Annotated in this window: 17 protein-coding genes; 8 read left to right on the top strand and 9 right to left on the bottom strand. The window is 43.6% G+C overall.

Features of this window, described 5'->3' with window-relative positions; genetic code table 11:
• The first annotated feature begins 355 nt into the window (after window positions 1-355).
• Entirely contained in the window at window positions 356-1,042 is a 687-nt protein-coding gene (locus tag ACT3QQ_RS05625) for a response regulator transcription factor (RefSeq protein WP_444527231.1), read from the top strand.
• A gap of 14 nt (window positions 1,043-1,056) precedes the next feature.
• On the top strand, window positions 1,057-2,694 hold the full coding sequence (locus ACT3QQ_RS05620) for an ATP-binding protein (protein WP_444527230.1): 1,638 nt from the start codon (window positions 1,057-1,059) through the stop codon (window positions 2,692-2,694).
• A gap of 32 nt (window positions 2,695-2,726) precedes the next feature.
• Here ACT3QQ_RS05620 and maiA read toward each other — a convergent pair whose 3' ends face one another.
• Window positions 2,727-3,377, bottom strand: coding sequence for a maleylacetoacetate isomerase (gene maiA, locus ACT3QQ_RS05615; RefSeq protein WP_444527267.1), 651 nt, complete (start codon window positions 3,375-3,377; stop codon window positions 2,727-2,729).
• 161 nt (window positions 3,378-3,538) lie between these two features.
• Between maiA and ACT3QQ_RS05610 the strand changes: the two genes are divergently transcribed.
• Entirely contained in the window at window positions 3,539-4,393 is an 855-nt protein-coding gene (locus ACT3QQ_RS05610) for an IclR family transcriptional regulator (protein WP_444527229.1), read from the top strand.
• A 66-nt stretch (window positions 4,394-4,459) separates the two neighbouring features.
• On the opposite strand, the gene ACT3QQ_RS05605 is transcribed toward ACT3QQ_RS05610, so the two are convergent.
• From ACT3QQ_RS05605 to ACT3QQ_RS05585, 5 genes are all read right to left on the bottom strand, one after another.
• Window positions 4,460-5,512 carry a TRAP transporter substrate-binding protein gene (locus tag ACT3QQ_RS05605; protein ID WP_444527266.1) on the bottom strand — a complete coding sequence of 351 codons (1,053 nt, stop codon included), beginning with the start codon at window positions 5,510-5,512 and terminating at the stop codon, window positions 4,460-4,462.
• Window positions 5,513-5,656: 144 nt separating this feature from the next.
• Window positions 5,657-6,232, bottom strand: coding sequence for a VOC family protein (locus tag ACT3QQ_RS05600; RefSeq protein ID WP_444519783.1), 576 nt, complete (start codon window positions 6,230-6,232; stop codon window positions 5,657-5,659).
• Window positions 6,233-6,378: 146 nt separating this feature from the next.
• Window positions 6,379-7,680 carry a fumarylacetoacetase gene (fahA, locus tag ACT3QQ_RS05595; RefSeq protein ID WP_444527228.1) on the bottom strand — a complete coding sequence of 434 codons (1,302 nt, stop codon included), beginning with the start codon at window positions 7,678-7,680 and terminating at the stop codon, window positions 6,379-6,381.
• A 282-nt stretch (window positions 7,681-7,962) separates the two neighbouring features.
• Window positions 7,963-9,159: an amino acid aminotransferase gene (locus tag ACT3QQ_RS05590; protein WP_444527227.1), complete on the bottom strand. Its 1,197-nt coding sequence runs from the start codon at window positions 9,157-9,159 to the stop codon at window positions 7,963-7,965.
• Between the two features lie 157 nt (window positions 9,160-9,316).
• Entirely contained in the window at window positions 9,317-10,264 is a 948-nt protein-coding gene (locus ACT3QQ_RS05585) for a LysR substrate-binding domain-containing protein (RefSeq protein ID WP_444527226.1), read from the bottom strand.
• Between the two features lie 161 nt (window positions 10,265-10,425).
• Between ACT3QQ_RS05585 and hppD the strand changes: the two genes are divergently transcribed.
• The 4 genes from hppD (at window position 10,426) to ACT3QQ_RS05565 (ending at window position 14,585) form a co-directional block, all read left to right on the top strand.
• Window positions 10,426-11,526 carry a 4-hydroxyphenylpyruvate dioxygenase gene (hppD, locus tag ACT3QQ_RS05580; protein ID WP_444527225.1) on the top strand — a complete coding sequence of 367 codons (1,101 nt, stop codon included), beginning with the start codon at window positions 10,426-10,428 and terminating at the stop codon, window positions 11,524-11,526.
• Window positions 11,527-11,657: 131 nt separating this feature from the next.
• Complete coding sequence (phhA, locus tag ACT3QQ_RS05575; RefSeq protein ID WP_444527224.1) at window positions 11,658-12,593, top strand: phenylalanine 4-monooxygenase; 936 nt, start codon at window positions 11,658-11,660, stop codon at window positions 12,591-12,593.
• A 138-nt stretch (window positions 12,594-12,731) separates the two neighbouring features.
• The gene (locus ACT3QQ_RS05570) at window positions 12,732-13,073 is read left to right on the top strand and encodes a 4a-hydroxytetrahydrobiopterin dehydratase (protein ID WP_444522113.1); all 342 of its coding nucleotides are present in this window, start codon (window positions 12,732-12,734) and stop codon (window positions 13,071-13,073) included.
• 96 nt (window positions 13,074-13,169) lie between these two features.
• Entirely contained in the window at window positions 13,170-14,585 is a 1,416-nt protein-coding gene (locus ACT3QQ_RS05565) for a Na+/H+ antiporter NhaC family protein (protein WP_444527223.1), read from the top strand.
• 68 nt (window positions 14,586-14,653) lie between these two features.
• Here the strand turns inward: ACT3QQ_RS05565 and ACT3QQ_RS05560 are convergent, their stop codons facing one another.
• Window positions 14,654-15,400, bottom strand: coding sequence for a siderophore-interacting protein (locus ACT3QQ_RS05560; protein WP_444519791.1), 747 nt, complete (start codon window positions 15,398-15,400; stop codon window positions 14,654-14,656).
• A gap of 69 nt (window positions 15,401-15,469) precedes the next feature.
• Entirely contained in the window at window positions 15,470-17,650 is a 2,181-nt protein-coding gene (locus tag ACT3QQ_RS05555; protein ID WP_444522115.1) for a TonB-dependent siderophore receptor, read from the bottom strand.
• Between the two features lie 431 nt (window positions 17,651-18,081).
• On the opposite strand from ACT3QQ_RS05555, the gene ACT3QQ_RS05550 reads away from it, so the two are divergent.
• On the top strand, window positions 18,082-19,587 hold the full coding sequence (locus ACT3QQ_RS05550) for a PepSY-associated TM helix domain-containing protein (protein ID WP_444527222.1): 1,506 nt from the start codon (window positions 18,082-18,084) through the stop codon (window positions 19,585-19,587).
• 208 nt (window positions 19,588-19,795) lie between these two features.
• Here the strand turns inward: ACT3QQ_RS05550 and ACT3QQ_RS05545 are convergent, their stop codons facing one another.
• Window positions 19,796-21,547, bottom strand: a complete 1,752-nt coding sequence (locus ACT3QQ_RS05545; protein ID WP_444522117.1) for a multidrug ABC transporter permease/ATP-binding protein — start codon at window positions 21,545-21,547, stop codon at window positions 19,796-19,798.
• Window positions 21,548-21,578: the final 31 nt, after the last annotated feature.

Below are 21,578 nucleotides of genomic sequence, written 5' to 3'. Positions count from 1 at the left end.
TGTGTTGAGTTTGATTTAATAAACACTAAATTTTTATCTCACAAGTATCATCTGTTGAACGTTATCACTTGTCATGATCAATATCTTAGAGATGCACTACTTGCAGTTGATAGAAGTATATTACGACAGTTGAAGGTTACGAACATTTATGAAGTATTAAGAAAAGTAACGTTTTCGGTAAATTGGCAAGTGCTTGCCTGATAATGTGGTTAACTACAGTCTACTAATAATAAAATATTATGACATCGATCTGCTGACCACATCACAGCGTCATTTGTATACGGTTTTCTTATATTATGATTGTTATAGATCAATTGGGCTAAATAGAGATAAATAAAAATTAAAGGAGCAAAGCATGCCAAACATTCTGATAGGTGATGACGATGAAGAGCTAACCCAGTTATTGCAAGAGTATTTGGACAATCACGGCATTCGTTGCGACTGCGTGCATGATGGCGCAGCAGTCATACAACGACTCAAAGCATTGGCACACGAAGATACGGTCTATGATTTACTCGTGCTCGATATTATGATGCCGAAACTGGATGGGCTGAGTGTCCTGCGTCAATTACCAAACATTATCGATATTCCTGTCATTATGCTGACGGCAAAAGGGGAAGAGATTGACCGTATTATTGGTCTAGAGCTTGGTGCTGATGACTATATCACCAAACCTTGTAACCCTAGAGAGCTGCTGGCGCGTATCAATGCAGTGATTAAACGGACTAATACGACCGCATCAGAGCATACCCCATTACCTGAGAGTCGTTTGCACCTTGATCAAAACCAACGTGCCTGTCAGATAGATGGGGTGCCGTTACAAGTTACTGGTACTGAGTTTGATCTGCTCGTGGCCTTACTCAAACAGAAAGGGGAGGTGGTGAGCAAGGCATGGCTGTCAGAAAATGTCTTGCAGCGTGAGTTGCAGCCATTTGATCGTAGCCTTGATGTGCATGTATCTCGCTTACGCAAAAAACTTCAACCTTTTCACGATGAGCCAATAAAAGCGGTGCGCGGAAAAGGTTATCAACTGGTGCTGTAATGACGAACATATCGATGAAAGATTCTGAGCAGACCCTCAAAAAAACACCTAAGTTTAAGGTGAGAATTACTCTATTTTGGCGTCTGTTTCTGAGCCTACTATTGACGATTCTAATTACCTCTGTATTGTCTATCGTGGTAGAGCGCTGGTTGGTTGAAAAAGATCTGATTTCTCGTATGGATATACAAATCGATAGCCTATTGATAAAGCGTGAAGAGATGGTCGCGTCGTTACGGGCTGGTGATGTAGAGTCTGTAAGGCAGATGTATCGTCAAGACCGCCAGTTGATGAATCAAATCAGAGTTTATGATGAGCGAGGCGCTATCATATTCCCGCGTTATCGTGACAAAGACGATCGTGCGCAAAGACCGTTGCAAACTGGTCGGCAAATAATGGATCATGCGATACAACCGATGCGACCAGCGTCGCCTAGATCACCTAGCGTTGATGATCACTCTAATGGCGCGGAAAGTCTCAACGCTGACAATAGACTACATGAACATGATAATGAGAGACCAAGAAATGAGCCGCCTTTTTGGCGAGAATTCCTAAAGCCAAAAACAGCAAGTAGTGCAGCAGAAGTTGATATCAATACTCGTCCTGAACTGGCCGATATGTCTGTTGAACTACCTGATGGTCAGTCAATCATCATACAGTTGCGCCCGCAATTGCGTTTTTCAGACGTGGTAGAGCTACATCAAGGTAATTTTCCGATACGTTTGCTATTGATCGTTATCTTTAGCGTATTGGTTTGTATATGGCTCAGTCGTACGCTGACCAAGCGAATTGGCCGTGTACAAAATACAGTACATCGTATGATTGATGGTAATTACCAAGCCAACCCAGAACTGTCTAAGATGGGTGGGGATGAGCTAGGTCTACTGGCAAAGGACGTTGCCCATCTATCGACGAGGCTGGTTGACAGTGAGCTGGCACGCAAGCAAATGCTTAGTGATATCTCACATGAGCTGCGTTCGCCACTTGCTCGTTTGGATGTAGCGACTGAACTGACTCGGGACTTTGCGCCCAATGCCAATCGTTATTTAGACCGTATTGACAAAGAGTCTACAAGGATGAATGAGCTAATTGAACAGATTATCCATATTCAGTCTCTACAAATGCAGCGATATACCGTTGATAATCTGGAGAGTGAGGCAGTCGATATATCGGATATTATTAGTAATATCGGAGAGGATGTCTGCTTCGAGTTTCAACATAAAGACGTGTATTGGCAATGGAAACCGCCTGTAGGCTCAGCACTAGATGGTTCGGAAGGATTTTGGACAGTTCAAGGAAATGCAGAGCAATTATATAGCGCACTTGAAAACGTCATTCGCAATGCCTTTATGCACACGGCAGCGGGTTCGACAGTGATTGCTGAAATAAAGGCAATACAGATGGACAACAAGGTACCAGCCGTTCAGATTAATATAACAGACGAAGGTGGCGGTGTTGCAGACAAAGACTTAGAGCGTATTTTCCATCCCTTCGTGCGGCTCGATACTGCTCGGCACCGTGATACTGGCGGCTATGGTCTTGGATTGGCTATTGTCCATGCAGTAGTTATGGCGCACAAAGGATATATCATTGCTCATAACCGCCAAGATGGTATTCAAGGGTTGGTGGTTCAGATAGTGCTACCTAGCAGATAAAAAGATAAGTATCCTATAAAAACTGTCTAAAACTAGGCATCACGTTTCGGTGCATCAGGCTGCATCATAGGATCGGCATCTGCAAATGCTGTCAGCGTACGGCAATGAGTGTCAATAGCGACAATACTGGGGTACGCGCTCAAATCTACTTTGAAGCGGCGAGCAGAAGAGACTTGCGGGATTAAATAGCAATCTGCGAGAGTCGGGCTGTCTTCATAGCAGAATTGTCCGCGATTGTTATCCGCCGCTAAGCGTGTCTCTAAAGCGGCAAACCCTTCACTGATCCAGCGATTACACCATGCAATCACAGCTTCTTCATCTACCGATAGCTCATTGCGTAGGTACTGTAAAATGCGGCGGTTATTAATGGGGTGGATGTCGCAACCAATCATGGCGCTCAGCGCTCGTACCTGCATACGCCCAGCAGCATCGTCAGGCAATAATGGATGCTCAGGGTAGATCTCTTCTAACCACTCCAAGATAGCTGGACTTTGGTATAATAATAAATCATCAGCTTGTAGGACAGGCACTAATCCTTGCGGATTAATCGCTTTGAAAGCAGATTCTAACTGTTCATCCTGTGCCAAATTGACCGTGATATCATCGTAATCTAAGCCTTTTAGGTTCATAGCGATACGAGTACGGTAAGAGGTACTGCTACGAAAGTAGCCATAAAGTGTCATCATTGTCCATGTCCTTATGTTGATATGTTTTTATAAAGATAAATATTACTGAAGTAGGATCTGTGTCTCATTGATATTTGATCGAGCAAGCCGCTATCGAAAAACTATTAACAAGTAAACCATCATTAAAAATAACCAAGTACATCAGAATCGAGCAAATCATGCCAGCAGATAAAACCCTTGTAGACAGTTCTATTACCAATAAAAACCAAAGTGGGGTTCAGTCGCTTGAGATTGGGCTGTCGATACTCGATGTGCTAATCGATCGCAATGAGCCCATGATGTTAAAAGATATCGCTGAATCCATGCAAATGCACCCAGCAAAATCCCATCGTTACTTGGTCAGTCTCATCCGTAAAAACTACGCGCGTAAGCTTGATGATGGTCGCTATGGGCTTGGCGATAGAGTCAATGCATTGGCATCATTAGGACATACTGAACTCAACCAAAACAATCTATTGGCACGTCTCACGCAGGTGGCTAACGAAATCAAAGACACCTTAAACTGCGGTGTGCAAATTGCCAAGTGGTTTAGCGAAGGTCCCATTATTATTCAGTCCGTTGAGCCAGATAGCCCGATTAGCATCATCACTCGCATTGGCTCGCGTATGCCTCTGACGACGTCGGCTACAGGACAGTTATTTGCCAGTTATCAACCTGATGCTGTCATTCAGCCACTGGTCACAGCTGAATGGCATACGAACAATGCAGCAGATGTGACCGAGAAGTGGCAGGATTTTACCCAGCTGCAAGCCAAAATTCGTACTCAGGGTTATGCAGTAGTGACTGGCGATATGCTTATGGGTATTAATGCCATTACGTTACCTGTGATATTGCCACAGCTTACCAATATTACTGCTAAACCACCCATAAGTAGTGATAAAGCTACTAGCGAAAATTTATCGTTAGAATACGCTATCACTATTATTGGAACGACAGAGCAACTGCCAATAAGCGAGCAACATAACGTGGTTGAGCAAATACTGGCGATAGCGCAGCGTTATCAAATTGCTTAGCCAGTATTTGCGCTTTAAGCTAGGACATGGCTTCAATTCACGCACTAGTCATCTGATATCTATTCTTTAGACCATACAGTTGCTACTGGCCGCTTTTGCTTTTTCGTATACGTTGTCAGCATCTAGGCCAGTCGCATTTACTTCATCAAGGTAATGTTGAGAACCTTCCATTAACGGGCCTTTCCAATCTGGATCATTAAGTGGGTCAGGGATATCAATCATAATATCGCCTTTTTCTTTGGCAGCCGCCATTGCTTTGGCATTGCTGACGTCAAATACTTTAGAGACACTTGCTGCCATCTCTGCGCCAGAATTGTCATCGATTACTTTTTTAAGGTCATCAGGCAAACTATTATATTTCTCTTTGTTCATACTGATCACAAAGGTGGAGTTATAAAAAGGGATGTTGGTGTGCGTATTGATCAGCTCATCAAGGCGAAACGCTTGAATGGGCTGCCAAGTAAAGCTAAGCCCGTCAATGACACCGCGCTGTAGAGAGGTATAAGTATCACTGGCAGGCATGCCGACAGGTGCAGCACCAGTCGCTTCGATAATGTGGCTTGCAACCGCAGAAGGCTGACGAATACGCAGACCCTTCATATCAGCTGGCGTGCGAATCGGTTTATCAACCGTATGAAGCGCGCCTTGTCCAGTCCCTATTAAAGCGAGCAAGTGAGTGTCTGCATACTCGTCTTTAATGACATCCTCATCATATAGTTTATGAAGTATACAGCTCTGCTGCTGTGCGGTATGTGTGATACCTGGCAGCTCTACAATTTGAGTCAAAGGGAATCGCCCTGCTGTATATCCTTGTGCTTGCATACCAATATCCACGCTACCTTTCGCCGTAGCGTCATAGGTAGCGCCTGGTTTGCTAAGTGTCGCAGAAGGGTAAATCTCAACCTTTAAGCGGCCTTTTGAGTCTGCTTCAATTTTCTTTGCCCATGGCTCTAATGCTTCGGTGTTTATATTGTCAGTGGCGGTCATAAAATGAGAGAACCGTAACGTTGTCACTTCACCTGCATCTGTAGACGTGCCTGCTGTTTGGTCGTTATTAGAGCAGCCAATCATCGCAATCGAGGCGGCTAAAAATATTCCTAGAGGGGTTCTTATTTTCATCATAGAGTCCTTTCATGATGGGGAGATATTATTTACTACTTATTGATACCTAAGGCATAGGTCGAGTCGTCAATCAGTACACTTAGGTTCAAAGCGTTGGTTGATTGATCAGGTAAAAAGACAGTAAACGGAGTGAAAAATTAGTTATTCACCGACAGGAGCAACTTCGCGTGCTTCTGCCAACTCATCACTATGCAAAAACTGAGTATGTGCTGGGGCGCGTTTGGTACGAGACCATTCGTCTAGCATGTCTTGCTTGATGGTATCCGTAATCATCGAGACTTTATCTTCTGAGGTGGGATCATCATAGGTTAACTCTAGACGATGACCATTGGGATCAAAGAAGTAAATAGAGTGGAATATACCGTGATTGGTCACGCCAATGACATCGATGCCTGCATTTTCTAGGTGCTCTTTGGCAACGATTAGCTCGTCACGATCTTTAACCTTCAGTGCTAAATGCTGCACCCAGCTTGGGGTATTAGGATCAAAGCCCATCTCAGGTTGGTTGGGTACTTCAAAAAACGCTAAAACATTGCCATTACCAGCGTCCAAAAAGACGTGCATATAAGGGTCAAAGGCTTTGGTCGAAGGCACATGGTCTTCTGCGAAGGCCAAAATAAAATCCATGTTTAGATTTTTTTTGTACCATTCAACGGTTTCTTTGGCATCTTTGCAGCGATAAGCCACATGATGGATTTTCTCAATTTGAAAGCTCATATCAATATCCTTTTGATAAGGCGTGTCACTCATTTGGCTTTATTCACATAACAATGAGTAGGTGAATGCGTTTGTCTTCCTATCAGCCTGCATGAGAGTTTTCACGCCTATTTTGCCATTTCTCTGTATGTGTTATTTCTTCAATGCTATTTATCAAAATCAAAGCTAAGCGCTGGTAGTACTTTGCCGCGCACTTCACCAAAGCCAACACGTATGCCATCTTTTTCGCTATAGCCTTTCATAATGACGGTGTCACCATCTTCGATAAAGCTGCGAGTCTCGCCGCCTTCTAGTGTGACTGGTTTGGTAGCATTCCAAGCGATCTCAAGCATCGAGCCATAAGAGTCAGGCGTTGGCCCTGAAATCGTGCCTGAGCCCATCATGTCACCAACGTCTACTTTGCAGCCAGTGATGGTGTGGTGAGTAAGTTGCTGTGCCATTGACCAGTACATGTATTTAAAATTGGTCTCGCAAATGACCGTCGCTGTTTCTGCATTTTTGGGTAGTAGTTCGACTGACAGATTGATATCAAAGCTGTTGTCGCTCGCTTTTTCATTTAGATAAGCCAGTGGCTTTGGCTCTTGCGTTGGACAAGCCGTGCTAAATGGTGCTAATGCATCCATGGTGACAATCCAAGGGGAAACCTCAGAAGCAAATGTTTTGGCATTAAATGGACCTAAAGGTACATATTCCCACTTTTGAATATCTCGGGCTGACCAGTCATTAAGTAGCACCATGCCAAAGATATGGTCAGCGGCCTCATCTACGGCAATTGGCTGACCGATATGATTGCCTTTACCAACGACAAAAGCTGTTTCTAACTCAAAATCTAAACGCTTACAGGCAGAAAAAATAGGACGCTCATCAGGGCTAGGCTTTAGCTGACCTGATGGACGTACGATATCAGTCCCACTGACGACGACGGTGCTGGCACGTCCGTTATAGCCAACTGGCATTTCGGTCCAGTTAGGTAGCAGAGCATTATTTGGGTCACGGAACATGGTACCAACGTTGGTTGCATGCTCTTTTGAGGAGTAAAAATCGGTAAAGCCCGGTACCTGAACTGGCAAATGCATGGTGACGTCAGCTTGTTTAATCAATGCCTTTTTTTGCAAGTCTGCATTGTCACGTAAGGTGTCATTGTCGTTAGACAATAATGTCTGAATAGTCTTGCGTGCCTTGGTCCAATTGTCTCGACCAGAGTCAATAAAAGCGTTTAGAGTAGGCTGGTTGAAGTAAGGACCTCCATCCAAACTTAATAACCCTTCTGTCTCTAATACAGATAAATCAAGTACATGCTCACCGATGGCAACGCCTGCACGACACTGGTTATCACCAGCAGCATCTTTGGTCTCGCTAAAGATGCCATAAGGAAGATTATGAATAGAAAAGTCAGAGTCAGTGGCGATATCGATAAAAGAGGTGAGGGTGCTGTCAATCGTTGACATGATTTGCTCCTTGCTAATATAAATTGTTAATTACGTTATAGTTAATTACTTACGTATAATGTAATTTATTGATATGTGGATTGCAAGTTTTTTGTGCAATGTCTTCTGCAAAAAGCTTCTTTGAAAATTTATTGCCAGCGTTGTGATTGAATGGTTATAACTAAATGGTGTTGACGAAATGCTAGGCACAAAAAAAGGCCGAGCAATCGCTCAGCCTTTCTTGTCCGCGTTTATTTTTTATAAAATTACATCTTGAGCAAGATATTAAGCAGATTAGCTTAATTAGTCTTTTAAGACGTCTGCCATCGCATTTGCCACATAATCGATGTTGCTGGTGTTTAGTCCAGCCACACACATGCGTGAGTTAGAAACCATATAGATACCAAACTCAGTCTGTAGACGTTCGACTTGCTCAGGCGTCAAGCCAGTAAAGCTAAACATACCGTTTTGACGAGTGATGTAGTCAAAGTTACGGTAAGGAATTTTAGCTTCTAATACTGACTTTAGCTTTAGACGCATGGCTTTGATGCGGTCACGCATGGCGTAAACTTCACTGACCCATTGCTCATGTAGTTGGTCGTCGTTCATGACGATATCAACCACGCGACCACCGTGCGACGGTGGGCTTGAGTAGATACGGCGTACCATTGCATTGAGTTGACCGAATACGCGTTCGGTTTCGTCTACAGTTGGACAGACAACTGATAGGCCACCGACACGCTCGCCGTATAACGACAAGTTTTTAGAGAATGAGTTGCTGACAAACAATGGCAAGCCCATCTCAACCGCTTTACGAATAGCGTAAGCATCGCTATCCATGTCTTCGCCAAACCCTTGATAAGCGATGTCCATGAATGGAATCAGCTCACGAGCCTTAACGACATCGAGTACGGTGTCCCATTGCGCTTGGGTTAAATCCATACCAGTTGGGTTATGGCAGCATGGGTGTAGCAAGATAACGTCGTTTTTGTTCAATGTCTCAAAAAACGCAATCATTTCATCAAATTTGATGCTGCTGTTAGCTTTGTCGTAGTACGGGTATTTACCCACTTCTACATCAGAGCCTTCAAAGATAGCAATATGGTTACCCCACGTAGGATCGCTCACATAGCACTTAGCTTGTGGAAACCATGTATGGATAAATTCAGCACCAACTTTCAACGCACCAGAACCACCGATTGTGGCGATAGTGGCTACTAAGCCATCTTTTAAAACTTGTGCGTCTTTGCCGAATAATAATTCCTGACAGCCTTTACGGTGACCTGGTAGACCTGCCATTGGCAAGTACGGACGCGGTGCGATTGGATCCGCAATACGCTCTTCGGCTGTTTTTACACAGTCAAGTACAGGCAATACGCCATTCTCATCGTAATAAATACCAATGCCTAAATTGACCTTATTAGGATTGTTATCTGCTGAGTATTTTTCCATAAGACCTAAGATTGGATCACCAGCGTAATAATCGATACGTTCAAACATGCCATTTCCTTATAAAAATATAAATCGAGCAGCAGAAAATCATAGAGCAAATTGCGGCCGAACTCAATACGATAGTGAGTTATATGACGCAATTAATAAAATAAATATCCAAATAGATTGTTTATCTGTCTATTAAACACATTTTAAATGCTATCGGTCATTCGGTAGACGATGATTCAGAGTGATGCAGGTCGTTATAATGGGTAGCAAAATAATTTTGCAAAAACTGCTTAAAAGCAATCGTCGCCGGAGAAAGCGCCCTTGAAGCACGCTGATAGATAAAAAATTGACGCATTTTGACCGGTTGAGTGAGCGGGCGCATCAACAGGCCATTGGCACTAACCCAATCAATAACTTCAGGCATATAGGGCAGACACAGCGTGATACCAAAACCTTGTCGCGTCATCTCAAGCGCGGTGGACATAAAGTTCACCTTGTAGCGGGCCTGATGGACGTGATCGGATATAGCGTCATCAAGCTCTGCGGTTACTTGATCAAGGAATGGACCTTGTAAGGTAATTAGCGGCGTCTCTAATAAATCTTGCCAAGTAATTTCGTCTCTTTGTGTCAGTGCATGATTGTCTGGCATAACCACACAAAATGGTAGCTGATACAACAAGTCAGCACCGATATCATCTTCTGCCTCGAAGATACCAAGCTCGGTACCAACGCCCAAATCAACTTCGATATCTTGGACATGCTTGAGCAAATTCTCTGCTGAGCAGTCCAATAGTGAGACGCCGATATTTGGATATTCTTTAGAAAATTGGGCGATGACAGCAGGTAGGGAAGACGCCACGAACTGTGACACAGCCAAGCGCACCTGACCTTGCGCCAAACTGGTCAAGCTACTTGCTTCATTTTCAAACAGCTGCATCTCATTTAAGATGCGGCGCGCTTGTGGTAGCAGGTGCCGTCCCACTGCGGATAATGACAATTGGCGAGTGGTGCGATCAAACAACACGATACCTAGGCCAGTCTCTAATTCCTTAATCAATCCACTGACAGCAGATTGGGTCAAATACATCTGTTCGCTGGCACGAGTAAAGCTGCCGTTGTCAGCGACTTTGATAAATGCGGTCAATTGGCGAATGCTGATATTCATAAGTAAACCTAATAAATAAATCATAAAAAACAATTAGTCTTATAAATAAAGCTAATCTAATATAAATACAACGTCAACAATAAAGATTGATTACCAATCGTTTTATCGACTTTTACTACTCATCGACTTTCTATTACCAATTGAAATTAAGGATAATTACAATGGCAGATTTATTTGACAACCCAATGGGACTAAATGGATTTGATTTTGTCGAGTTCGCCTCTTCACAACCTGATGCGGTCGACGCATTGTTTAAGCAGCTTGGTTTTGCTCATGTCGCCAATCATCGCTCAAAAGACGTTGCTCTATATCGCCAAGGTGATATCAACCTTATTCTAAACCGTGAGCCAAAAAGCCAAGCCAGTTACTTCGTTGAAGAGCATGGTGCTGGTGCTTGTAGCATGGGCTTTCGGGTAAAAGATGCCAAAAAAGCGTACGAGCGTGCCGTGGAAATGGGTGCGCAGCCAGTAGATGTACCAACTGGTGTAATGGAGCTTAGATTGCCCGCTATCAAAGGTATCGGTGGCTCATTGATCTATTTGATTGACCGTTATAAAGATGGCGAATCTATCTATGATGTCGATTTCGAGTTCTTTGCAGATATCGACAGAAACCCTGTCGGCTATGGTTTCAAAGTGATCGACCATTTAACCCACAACGTCTATCGTGGACGCATGGCGTACTGGGCAAAATTCTATGAGCGTATCTTTAATTTCCGCGAGATTCGTTACTTTGATATCAAAGGTGAGTACACAGGATTGACCAGTAAAGCCATGACCGCACCTGATGGCAAAATCCGCATTCCGTTAAATGAAGAAGCCAAGCAGGGTGGTGGTCAAATCGAAGAGTATCTAATGCACTTCAATGGTGAAGGTATTCAGCATATTGCTCTAGCCAGTGATGATTTGTTTGCCAGTATCGATAAGCTAAAAGCGGCTGGCATTCCGCTAATGACTGCACCAAATGCTGCCTATTATGAAATGCTCAGCGAGCGTTTGCCAAATCATGGTGAAAATGTCGCCGACTTGCAAACGCGCGGTATTTTGTTAGATGGTACGACAGAAGGCGGTGCACCGCGCCTGCTACTACAGATTTTCTCTGAAACTATTTTGGGTAGCCCAGTGTTCTTTGAGTTCATTCAGCGTAAAGGCGATTATGCGGATGGCTTTGGTGAAGGCAACTTTAAGGCATTATTTGAGTCGATAGAACGTGACCAAGTACGTCGCGGTACAGTCGGGCAGTCAGAGACTGAAACCCTATAATATTGTCTAACGCTTAGACCACGTTTCATAAATGGACAAGACAAAAGGAGTTTGTGTTGTCCTTAATAAGTGCATTACCTACAAGCACGAATACAAGGTAATGCCCTCATTGCGATAAAAGGAATACAGGCATGGAACGCCTATCACAGATAGATTCTCTCAATACCGCCATCGGTGCCAATAGCGTTACTACTAATAAACAAAGCGATGATGCGTCCAGTCATTCTAACGCGACAAATAAAAAGCAGCCCTACATCTCGCACCAGCCAGATAGTCATGGTCATATTCACTATAGTAAGGATGAGCATGCGATGTGGCAAGCGCTGCTTGCACGTCAAGCGGCACAAACGCCTAATCGTGCGTGTACCGCATATCTAGATGGTTTGACCAAGTTAAACCTACCGACGACGCATATCCCGCAACTGCATGATATCGATGAGATATTACAAGCGACCACAGGTTGGCAGACCGCAGCTGTACCTGCACTCATCAGTTTTGGTAAATTTTTTAAATTATTAGCCAATAAGTCCTTTCCTGTAGCGACCTTCATTCGTCGATTCGATGACATGGACTACATCGAAGAGCCTGATATCTTTCATGAAATCGTTGGGCATTGTCCACTATTGACTCATCCAGCGTTTGCAGTTTTTAATGAGACGTATGGCAAGCTTGGTCTTAGCGCAACCAAAGAGGAGCGCTGGTTTTTAGCAAGGCTTTATTGGTTTACCATTGAGTTTGGATTGGTCGGCAGTCGCGTGGAAAATCGTAGAATCTATGGCGGCGGTATATTGAGTTCACCTTCTGAAACGGTCTACGCGCTTAAAGAGCATTCTGATCAGCAAGGTGAAAGCCCACATCAAGTAGAGCGCCAACCAGAACACCGAGCGTTTGATTTGCTCGATGTATTGCGTACGCCTTATCGTATCGATCAGATACAACCAATTTACTATGTTATAGATGAACTAGATATCTTATTTGATATCGTCAATAGTGACATCATGGGGACGGTCAAACAGGCTATGTCGCTTGGACTGTTTGAGCCAACCTATCCAGAAAAAACTCGTTAAAGACGTCAATGCAAAATCAAACATGAAAACCAGCATTTCAGTACGGAGTATTAAAATAGCGGTACAGATATTTCAACACGGATGTACGAGTATTAAAAAAACAGCTATCAAAAACAAACAACTTAAAAGGAACTTATTATGACAGCACTATCACAAAACAGCTGCGAAGCTTGCCGAATTGGCGCACCGAAAGTTGATGAAGCCGAAGCACAGGAACTACTACCGCAAATTCCTGATTGGTCATTGATTGAGGTGGATGGGATTCAGCAGTTACAGCGTCAGTATAAATTTAAAAACTTCGTCGCAGCGATGGCATTTGCCAATCAACTGGCAGATGTCGCTGAAGCAGAAGGGCACCATCCGGGTATATTAGTAGAGTGGGGCAAGGCTACGGTCACTTGGTGGTCGCATAGTATCAAAGGTTTGCATCGCAATGATTTTATCATGGCAGCTAAGACCGATGACTTACTGGGTAAGTAGTCGGTTTTTGGTTAGCAAACCAATTTATTCATACTTTCACCACCAAAATTAAACCCAATCTAGTGCCAGTGTCTGCTGGCATTTTAAGGATGTGTCATGCCACCAACCCCTCTCACCATCATCAGCGCCAAGCTTGCCTTTATCATATCTACCATCGTCATCGGTATTATGGGCATCACCATGATCGGCTTTGGCTGGGTGCCACACTTGTCTCTTATCTTAGCTATCTGTGTGCTACTGGCTATTGGTATGGTTAAAGGTCTAAGCTTTGATGACCTACAAGCCCAAATGGCCTCAGGTGTCATGCGTGGTATCGGTGCCATCTACCTGTTCTTCTTTATTGGCCTTATGGTCGCTGCTCTGATGATGTCAGGGGCGATTCCTACCCTCATGTATGTAGGATTTCAGCTCATCTCTCCTGAGTATTATTATATCTCTGCCTTTGTACTGACCTCTATTATTGGTATTGCCTTGGGCAGTAGTTTGACCACTGCAGCGACTTTGGGTGTAGCTTTTATTGGCATGAGTAATGCCTTTGATGCCAATGTGGCAATCGCAGCAGGGGCAGTGGTATCAGGCGCATTCTTCGGTGATAAGATGTCTCCCTTGTCTGATACTTGTACGATTGCCTCTTCCGTTGTTGGTATCGATCTGTTTGAGCACATTCGCAATATGATGTATACAACAGTCCCTGCATGGATACTGACAGTGATATTGTTTTGGATGTTCTCAGGACAGACGTCAGGCTCTGATCTTGGTCAAGTGACTATACTACAAGGTCAGCTGATAGACAGTGGGTTGGTACATGGGTATTCGGTACTGCCTTTTGTAATATTGGTAGGATTGGCACTGTTTCGGGTTAATGCGATCTATACGATTATCTGTACCATAGCAGCGGCACTTGTCATTACTTATGTACATAGCTCACCAAGCTTTGGTCAGTTAGGCGGCTATCTGTTTGCAGGCTATGCCCCTGCTGAGTCATTAGAGTTAGGTGAAGTAGGTGGTATGCTGTCACGCGGCGGTGTACAGAGTATGTTCTTTACCCAAGCGATTGTGATACTAGCATTAAGCTTAGGTGGTCTATTAACGGCACTAGGGATTCTGCCAGCACTATTATCTGGTATTAAAGACACATTGACGACATCAGGACGAGCTATCTTTGCGGCAGCGATGTCGGCGCTGAGCATCAATGTATTAATCGGTGAGCAGTATTTGAGTATTCTTTTATCAGGTACGGCCTTTCGTTCAACGTTTGAGCGCTTGCATTTAGATCCAAAGAATTTGTCACGGACGATTGAGGATGCAGGGACGGTGATTAATCCATTAGTACCGTGGAGTGTGTGCGGGGTGTTTATCAGTCAGGCATTAGGGGTGCCGGTATTAGATTACTTGCCTTATGCGTTCTTCTGTTATTTGTCATTATTGCTGACGCTGTTATTTGGGTTTACGGGACTGACGATTAGTAAGAGTGATGGAAAAGTAGATAGTATGAAGACTGCTGAGTTGTGATAAACAGCAAGTGATAAAAAAGGTGGGGCTAATATTAGCTCCACCTTTTTTTGTTGCGAAATACGTATTTACTGTTCTTCCGTTTGCGCATCCTGACTTTTGACGACTTTATGTTGATCCTCTGTGCTATCGACTTTCCAGTAGCTAGACACATATAAATGCGTCTTTGGTATTGCGCGCTCAACTTTGAAGTACTGACGCAGTGCACGCATACTATGAAATTCGCACGCCGCCCAAACGGCAGGTTGCCCTTCAAGCCAGCTCAATGATTTGACGCAATTCAGTAAAGGACTATCGTCTGCATTTGGGTGAGCATTAATCACCCAATGTACCTTGACGTTCTCTGGTTTTTTGAGCGTTTGACGATCTGCCTCAGTCGTCACTTCAAGTACTGCATAACCGCGAGCATCCATAGGCAACTGAGCTAAGTTGACGGTGATTGCAGGTAGCGCGGTCATATCGCCGACTAACAAAAACCAATCTGCTTCATTGTTGATGAGTTTCTTTGGTCCTGGGCCACCTATCAGAATCTGATCACCGACTTGCGCATTTCGTGCCCATACCGATGCAGGTCCTTCTGTCTCATGTAAAGCAAAATCAACATCAATCTCAGTATCACGTTGGGCAATGATGGTATAAGTACGCATCAATGGCTTGATATCGTCACCTTGAGGAAATATCAGTTTGATATAAGCGCTTTCTTGATCAGTCGGAAAATCAACCATACCAGCACCACCAAATGTGATACGGCACATATTTGGCGTAATGTATTTAGTGTCGATAACCTCTAGTACTCTTGGAGTAGGTTTTGCCATATTGTGCTTTCCTTCGAACAGCGGATTGGCCTGCTAATACTATAACCAACCCACTGTTTGTAAAATTTATTAGAAGCTTGCTTTTAGACTGACTGACATTTGGCGCTCAGGTCCCATCCAGCAGTTATTGATGTCGTAACACGCACCGACATAGGTTTTGTCAAACAGGTTGTTGACACTAGCTCCTACCGCCAGCATAGGGTTGATTTGATAACTGCCGCCGATATCGACCAAGGTCACACTTGGTAGCTCATCTGTATTTTGTTTATCAATCTGCATACCGTCTTCATAGCGAACACCAGCGTTGAGCGTGAGTTTGTCTGTCGCATAGTAGTCTGCCCATAGCGTGGCTTTGTGCTTGGCGGTTTGAGCAGGAGTATTGCCGACCACATCAGGATTGAATTCATCTTCTGTAATTTCAGCATCGGTGTAGCTATAGCTTGCGGCCACGTCTACCCAGTCATTGAGCATGCGACTACCTGATATCTCAAAGCCTTTCGATTCAATTTCACCAGTTTGGGTCTGATCTCTATAGTTGACGTAATCTGATACCACAACATTTTTCTGTGTGATATCAAATATCGCAAGCGTTCCTTGAGTGGCACGATCTGGAGACAAATATTTAACACCAGCTTCTAATTGATCGGCTGTGGTTGGCTCAAACGGCTCATCAGTAATAAAGTTACTACCGACCACTGGCTGGAACGACTGAGAATAGCTTGCAAACGGCGATAGACCATTATCAAAATCATAAATGGCAGCGAAGCGACCACTGGTTTCTGACGCATCATTGTCAATCGTTTTGTCGCTATAGATGACGCCTTCAGTAGCTTTGGTTTGATCAGTATTACTGTCAAAATTGTCATGACGTAGACCTGCTACGACTGTTAGATCTTTCCACTTCATCTCATCTTGCACATAAAATCCAAGCTGGCTTTGTTCGATATCTTCCTCTTGACGATAAGCATCTAATGGCAGAGTATTAGCGTTGATTTGTGAGAAATCTGGATTAGATAGATCAAGATTTGGTGTGCCATCTGCACCAGCATCATAGTAATCAGCAGTGCTATCTGTCTCTTGATACTCAACACCGAACAATAAGTTATGCGAAGTGTTAGCGGTATCAAATTTATAGGCAAGCTGGTTATCAGTAGTCCAGTTATTCATGCTCTCATCCGTGGTATATGCCACGCGATTGAGAATCGTATCACTACCCTCTACAAAACCTTCACTGTTATACATATTACGCTGCTCTGCTTCAGAATCGGTATAGCGCGTGATATGTTTAAAAGTTAATTGATCATTGATATCCCAGTTTACGGTGACGCTTGGCATAAATACTTCTTTGCTAAATTTATTCCATTCATCGCCTGCATAGGCATCGCTATCGAGCTTGCCATAGCTTGCATTGTAGACAGTGCCGACAGCAGGTAAGGGGGTAGAGGGAACCATATCAGGATCGTCTTGATAATAAAGATTAGCAAGCACGGACACATCATCTGTCGCTTGCCATTTGAGCGATGGGTTTACCAATAAACGCTCTTCTTCCGTGGTTTCCATCTGACCATCTTTTTGGCGCGTTAGCGCAACAAATCGATAATCTAAATTATCTGTGATTGGGCCTGTACTATCGACAGCCACTTCTTTTAGGTTTTGATTACCGAGTCGTAGCTGTACTTCATTCTCTTGAGTGCTTTTAGGCGCTTTGGCTATTTGGTTGACCATACCACCTGGTGCGGCATAGCCATACAGGGAAGAGGCAGAGCCTTTCACGACTTCTACTGCTTCAGTCGCATAGATATCTACTTGAGGCATTAGATTCCATGCACCATCATAAGGTAGTCTTAGCCCGTCATAGAAGTTTGAATAAGTTTTAAACCCGCGGATATTGTACTCATCAAAGACAGATACTGTGCCACGGCTCTCAGAGCTTACGCCCGGCTCATAACGTAGTGCAGCATCGACGCTGTCTGCCTGACGCTTTTGTAATAGCTCTTGATCGATTCTGGTATAACTCATTGGTGCATCGTTTGGATCCAATGCAGTCTTGGTGCCAGTACTACGATAGCCATCTGAGTAGACGGTAATAGCGTCTAAGGTCGCTGACGGTGTAGCAACCTCATCGTTTTCAATATTGTTTGTTGTCTCTGCAGCGTAAACGGCATGACTCATACCCATGATTAAGCCAATTTGTACTGCGGTGGTGAGATATTTTTTGCGAATGACGTTGGTAGTTAGCTGAGACCGCATCAGATTTCCTTTTGGACTAAAATAATTAAATATTATGTGTAACAGTTGAAGCATATTATAACGTCGCTAATGATAACACTAACGATAATTACTATCATTAAAAAATTACAACGGGACAGTTTTTAGAAGTATTTGTAGGGCTTAAAAAAGATTGGAGATAAAGTGTTGCGAATGGTGTCACGCAGACTTACTGTTTTAAACAATGCGTTTTAAACGATGGTTTTTGTCAGATTTTTCTCGTATTATGCAGCAGCATTCCGAACACAGTTATTTACAGTAACGTTTTATATTGCTGTATTGATGTCACTGTACGATTTCATTCTAGCTCGCTTTAAGACTACTTAAAACTGGTCTGGCAAGCAGATATATCACTATTATCGATAGGTTTACGTTGTTCATTGAGCAACCAAAGATTGTTTAAGGTCACATTTATGGACACACCATCCAACCAATCCACCAGTAACCAGCGCTATTTCACGGTATGGCGCTGGCATTTTTATTCAGGCATGTTTGTAGCGCCTTTTTTAATTGTTTTGGCTGTCACAGCCCTCGGTATGCTGTTTATGTCTAACACAGCAGGACGTGACAACGACCGATTGACGATTGCTGTGCCAGAGTCTACGGTTCAGGCACCTGTCTCTACTCAAGCAAAGAACGCGCTGAGCACCTTGCCTGATAGCACACTGGTTAAATATATCGCTCCTCGTGATACCGATACAGTGGCTTTGTTTCAGATAAAATCAGACGACCAAAGTAATATGGTGGCAGTTAATCCTTATACAGCTGACATCGTCCAAAGTGAGCCTACTAGTAGCGGTCTTTATAATACGTTCAATAATATTCATAGTGATTTGTTAATTGGTAAGGTTGGTGACTATCTACTAGAAACCGCTGCCTCATTGACTATTTTAATGATTTTGTCTGGTTGGTATTTGTGGGGGCAAAAACGTCAGTCAGTTAAAGCCATGTTGATACCTAACGAGAGGGTAACCAACAAGAAAAAACGCTCTTTTATCCGTACTATTCATGCGACATTGGGCAGCTGGATCTCTGTGCTGCTACTGTTTTTCTGCATATCAGGCATGGCATGGGCAGGTATATGGGGCGAAAGAGTGGTGCAATCATGGAGCCAGTTTCCTGCGGGTAAGTGGGGCGTTGCACCTGTTCCAGTATCCATTGATCACAGTCAACATGCTGCTATGCAAGAGTCCACACCAGAGCCGCATGTGCATGGCGCGGCAGCGTCTGAAGCGCATACTGAAGCACCCACGCATGGCAGCGTCCTAAACTCGGGCGACACTAAGGAAGTTCCTTGGGTACTTGAGTCGACGCCGATGCCTGTGTCAGGCACAACGATGGGTAAAGATGGTATCGCCGCCAACATACCTATTATGATTGATACGGTGGATCGCTACGCTCGTGAAATCGGTTTTGTAGGGCGTTATCAGCTTAACCTACCACAAGGTAATACAGGCGTCTGGACCATTAGCCAAGATTCAATGAGCTATGATATGAGCAGTCCGACAGCAGATCGTACGGTACATATCGACCGCTATTCGGGTAATGTTTTGGCTGATATTCATTTCGATGATTACAACGCGTTTGGTAAATTCATGGCGGCTGGTATCGCGCTGCATATGGGGACGCTCGGATGGTGGAGTGTGTTGGCCAACGTCTTGTTTTGTCTGTCAGTCATCGCTATCTGTATCAGTGGTTATATTATGTGGTGGCAGCGTCGCCCTCGTCATGCAAGCGATAGCGTAGGATTAAACCCGCCAGCTCGCAGCTCAGATGTTTCCGTTTGGTGGCCGCTTGCCATTCCTTTATTAGTTGTGGCTGTCATATTCCCGACTGCTATTATCGCGATTGTGGCTATCGCGCTATTAGATTTTTTGGTGATTTCTCGTGTTGGGATTTTACAGAAGTTGTTGAAGTAAACGAATGGTAGGGTGTTGTTGTTCTCTATAGCAAAAAAGGAGAGCCTTAATATCAGGCGCTCCTTTTTTGCTTAAAAATAGCTTATTTTAAGAACGGATTATTTCAAAAACTGCTCAGATTAACTGCTATTTAGCTTAAAGTTGATCAAACGTTTTATGGGCTTAAAACTGAGCGGTCAGTAATACATGCAGTTATAGCTTTATTTATTTACTTGAGCATAGCAATGGCATCTTTACTAGCACGCTGTCGCTCTTCAGCATTTAGCTCAATGAGACGGCCTTCTTTCATCAGTAATAATCGATCGGCATGCTCAAAGTAACCATCATCATGACTGATGATAAACAGTGTCTTACCCATGGCTTTTAACTCAGGAATGAGCGTCTGGTAAAACACGCGGCGAAAGGCAGGGTCCTGGTCAGCTGCCCACTCATCGAGTAGTAATATGTCCTTCTGTTCAGCGACGGCGATTAGCATTGCCAAGCGTTTTCGCTGACCTTGTGACAACTTATCTGTAGAGAGCTTATGGTCAGCCACACTAACTTTTTCTTGTAGATTGAGCTTATGTAGCCAGTCAGAGACTAGGGCCGCATCAGGCTCATTGCCTTGATCTCCAATCAATTGCTTAAATAAATGCTGGTCGCTAAAAATTGCAGAAAACAGCTGTCTAAAGTCGGTATTGTTTTCTGAATTGACGACTTGTCCATCGACTTGTACCGTCCCTATGGTAGGGGTGAAGATACCAGTTATTATTTTGGCAAGAGTGGATTTGCCGCTACCATTCGCACCGATTAAGAAAACCACGTCGCCTCGTTGTAGGGTTAAATTGACAGACTTTAAGATATTATTGACAGGATTCTGATTGTTATCACTATTTTGATCATTATCATTAATCGCTGTGTCCGATGCATTACTACTGCCTACATAGCGATAACTGATATCATTTAATGAGATAGATTGCCAGTTCTTAGCAACCGCATCGGTCGCGAAATTCGGCTGATGCTCGGACAATTCTAAAGACTGTATCTTTTCTAGTGCAACTTGAGCAGTCTGCAATGTTGGATATGCACCTACAGCATGTAAAAGCGGTGACTGCATAAACAAAATGGTCAAAGAAAAAGTAGTAGCAACTCCCATCGATATATCAAGATAATTGGCCACAGCAAACACGATACCAATTGATGCGAACATCATAATATTGGACCAGTTCACCGCTGATAAATGAAAGGTATCAGACTTGGTTACGGTCTTTTCATACGATTTGGCATGGGCTAAAAAATCATCTGTATACAGTTTTTTTGCTCGATGCTGGTTAAGAGCCAGCTCTTTACGACCCTCTATAATCGATTGATAGTCTTGATATAAATCGTCATTAATCTCTCTCAATTCTGTTAAATGCGTATAGACATGCTTGACTAAGATAGTGCTTATCCAAATAGTCATTACAATCCAAAACATAACAATAAACAGTAATGGCAATGACAGCCAGCCCAAATATAATCCCACGCCAACAGACAATATAATGCCCTGTACCAGTTCTGGCATACGAACGAAGGCTACGGTAATAGATTGGATATCAGATGATAGGCTGGCCAGTAATCGCGCACTACCTAAATGGTCTATCTGTGGCACGGTGGTATCGATAATTTGTTTGACCAGTTTTGTTCTGAGCTCATAAACAAACCGATGTCCCAGTCGTGTCAATGCATACTGCGATAAAAAAGTCGTCACTAGTAACAATATCACTAGCAGCGAGAACTGCGCCAAACTTAGCCAAGACAAGGTATCAAACACAGGCTGACTAATAAAAGTGTGATTGATGTAAGCGATAATACCGACGCTGACAGCGGCATTGACCAAGTTCAGCAGAATGACTTTTAGAAAAGGTAGGCGATAATGTGCCCAGATCATATGGTACAAAGAAGTGGTCGTGCGAGAGGACGCTGTAGTACGAGAAGACATAATAACTCAGTAGTAAAATAAATTTTTGATG

The organism is Psychrobacter sp. AOP7-A1-24 (assembly GCF_052376235.1).
Classification (GTDB): Bacteria; Pseudomonadota; Gammaproteobacteria; order Pseudomonadales; family Moraxellaceae; genus Psychrobacter.
This window is presented reverse-complemented; position numbering and strand designations above follow the sequence as displayed.

What these genes read in the sequence shown, in the direction of transcription:
- ACT3QQ_RS05545 (WP_444522117.1), bottom strand. Translation starts at nt 21,547, where the DNA reads ATGTCTTCTCGTACTACAGCGTCCTCTCGCACGACCACTTCTTTGTAC.
- ACT3QQ_RS05565 (WP_444527223.1), top strand. Translation starts at nt 13,170, where the DNA reads ATGCCACCAACCCCTCTCACCATCATCAGCGCCAAGCTTGCCTTTATC.
- maiA (WP_444527267.1), bottom strand. Translation starts at nt 3,377, where the DNA reads ATGACACTTTATGGCTACTTTCGTAGCAGTACCTCTTACCGTACTCGT.
- ACT3QQ_RS05610 (WP_444527229.1), top strand. Translation starts at nt 3,539, where the DNA reads ATGCCAGCAGATAAAACCCTTGTAGACAGTTCTATTACCAATAAAAAC.
- hppD (WP_444527225.1), top strand. Translation starts at nt 10,426, where the DNA reads ATGGCAGATTTATTTGACAACCCAATGGGACTAAATGGATTTGATTTT.
- ACT3QQ_RS05605 (WP_444527266.1), bottom strand. Translation starts at nt 5,512, where the DNA reads ATGAAAATAAGAACCCCTCTAGGAATATTTTTAGCCGCCTCGATTGCG.
- fahA (WP_444527228.1), bottom strand. Translation starts at nt 7,680, where the DNA reads ATGTCAACGATTGACAGCACCCTCACCTCTTTTATCGATATCGCCACT.
- ACT3QQ_RS05550 (WP_444527222.1), top strand. Translation starts at nt 18,082, where the DNA reads ATGGACACACCATCCAACCAATCCACCAGTAACCAGCGCTATTTCACG.
- ACT3QQ_RS05600 (WP_444519783.1), bottom strand. Translation starts at nt 6,232, where the DNA reads ATGAGCTTTCAAATTGAGAAAATCCATCATGTGGCTTATCGCTGCAAA.
- ACT3QQ_RS05625 (WP_444527231.1), top strand. Translation starts at nt 356, where the DNA reads ATGCCAAACATTCTGATAGGTGATGACGATGAAGAGCTAACCCAGTTA.
- ACT3QQ_RS05590 (WP_444527227.1), bottom strand. Translation starts at nt 9,159, where the DNA reads ATGTTTGAACGTATCGATTATTACGCTGGTGATCCAATCTTAGGTCTT.
- ACT3QQ_RS05620 (WP_444527230.1), top strand. Translation starts at nt 1,057, where the DNA reads ATGAAAGATTCTGAGCAGACCCTCAAAAAAACACCTAAGTTTAAGGTG.
- ACT3QQ_RS05585 (WP_444527226.1), bottom strand. Translation starts at nt 10,264, where the DNA reads ATGAATATCAGCATTCGCCAATTGACCGCATTTATCAAAGTCGCTGAC.
- ACT3QQ_RS05560 (WP_444519791.1), bottom strand. Translation starts at nt 15,400, where the DNA reads ATGGCAAAACCTACTCCAAGAGTACTAGAGGTTATCGACACTAAATAC.
- ACT3QQ_RS05555 (WP_444522115.1), bottom strand. Translation starts at nt 17,650, where the DNA reads ATGCGGTCTCAGCTAACTACCAACGTCATTCGCAAAAAATATCTCACC.
- phhA (WP_444527224.1), top strand. Translation starts at nt 11,658, where the DNA reads ATGGAACGCCTATCACAGATAGATTCTCTCAATACCGCCATCGGTGCC.
- ACT3QQ_RS05570 (WP_444522113.1), top strand. Translation starts at nt 12,732, where the DNA reads ATGACAGCACTATCACAAAACAGCTGCGAAGCTTGCCGAATTGGCGCA.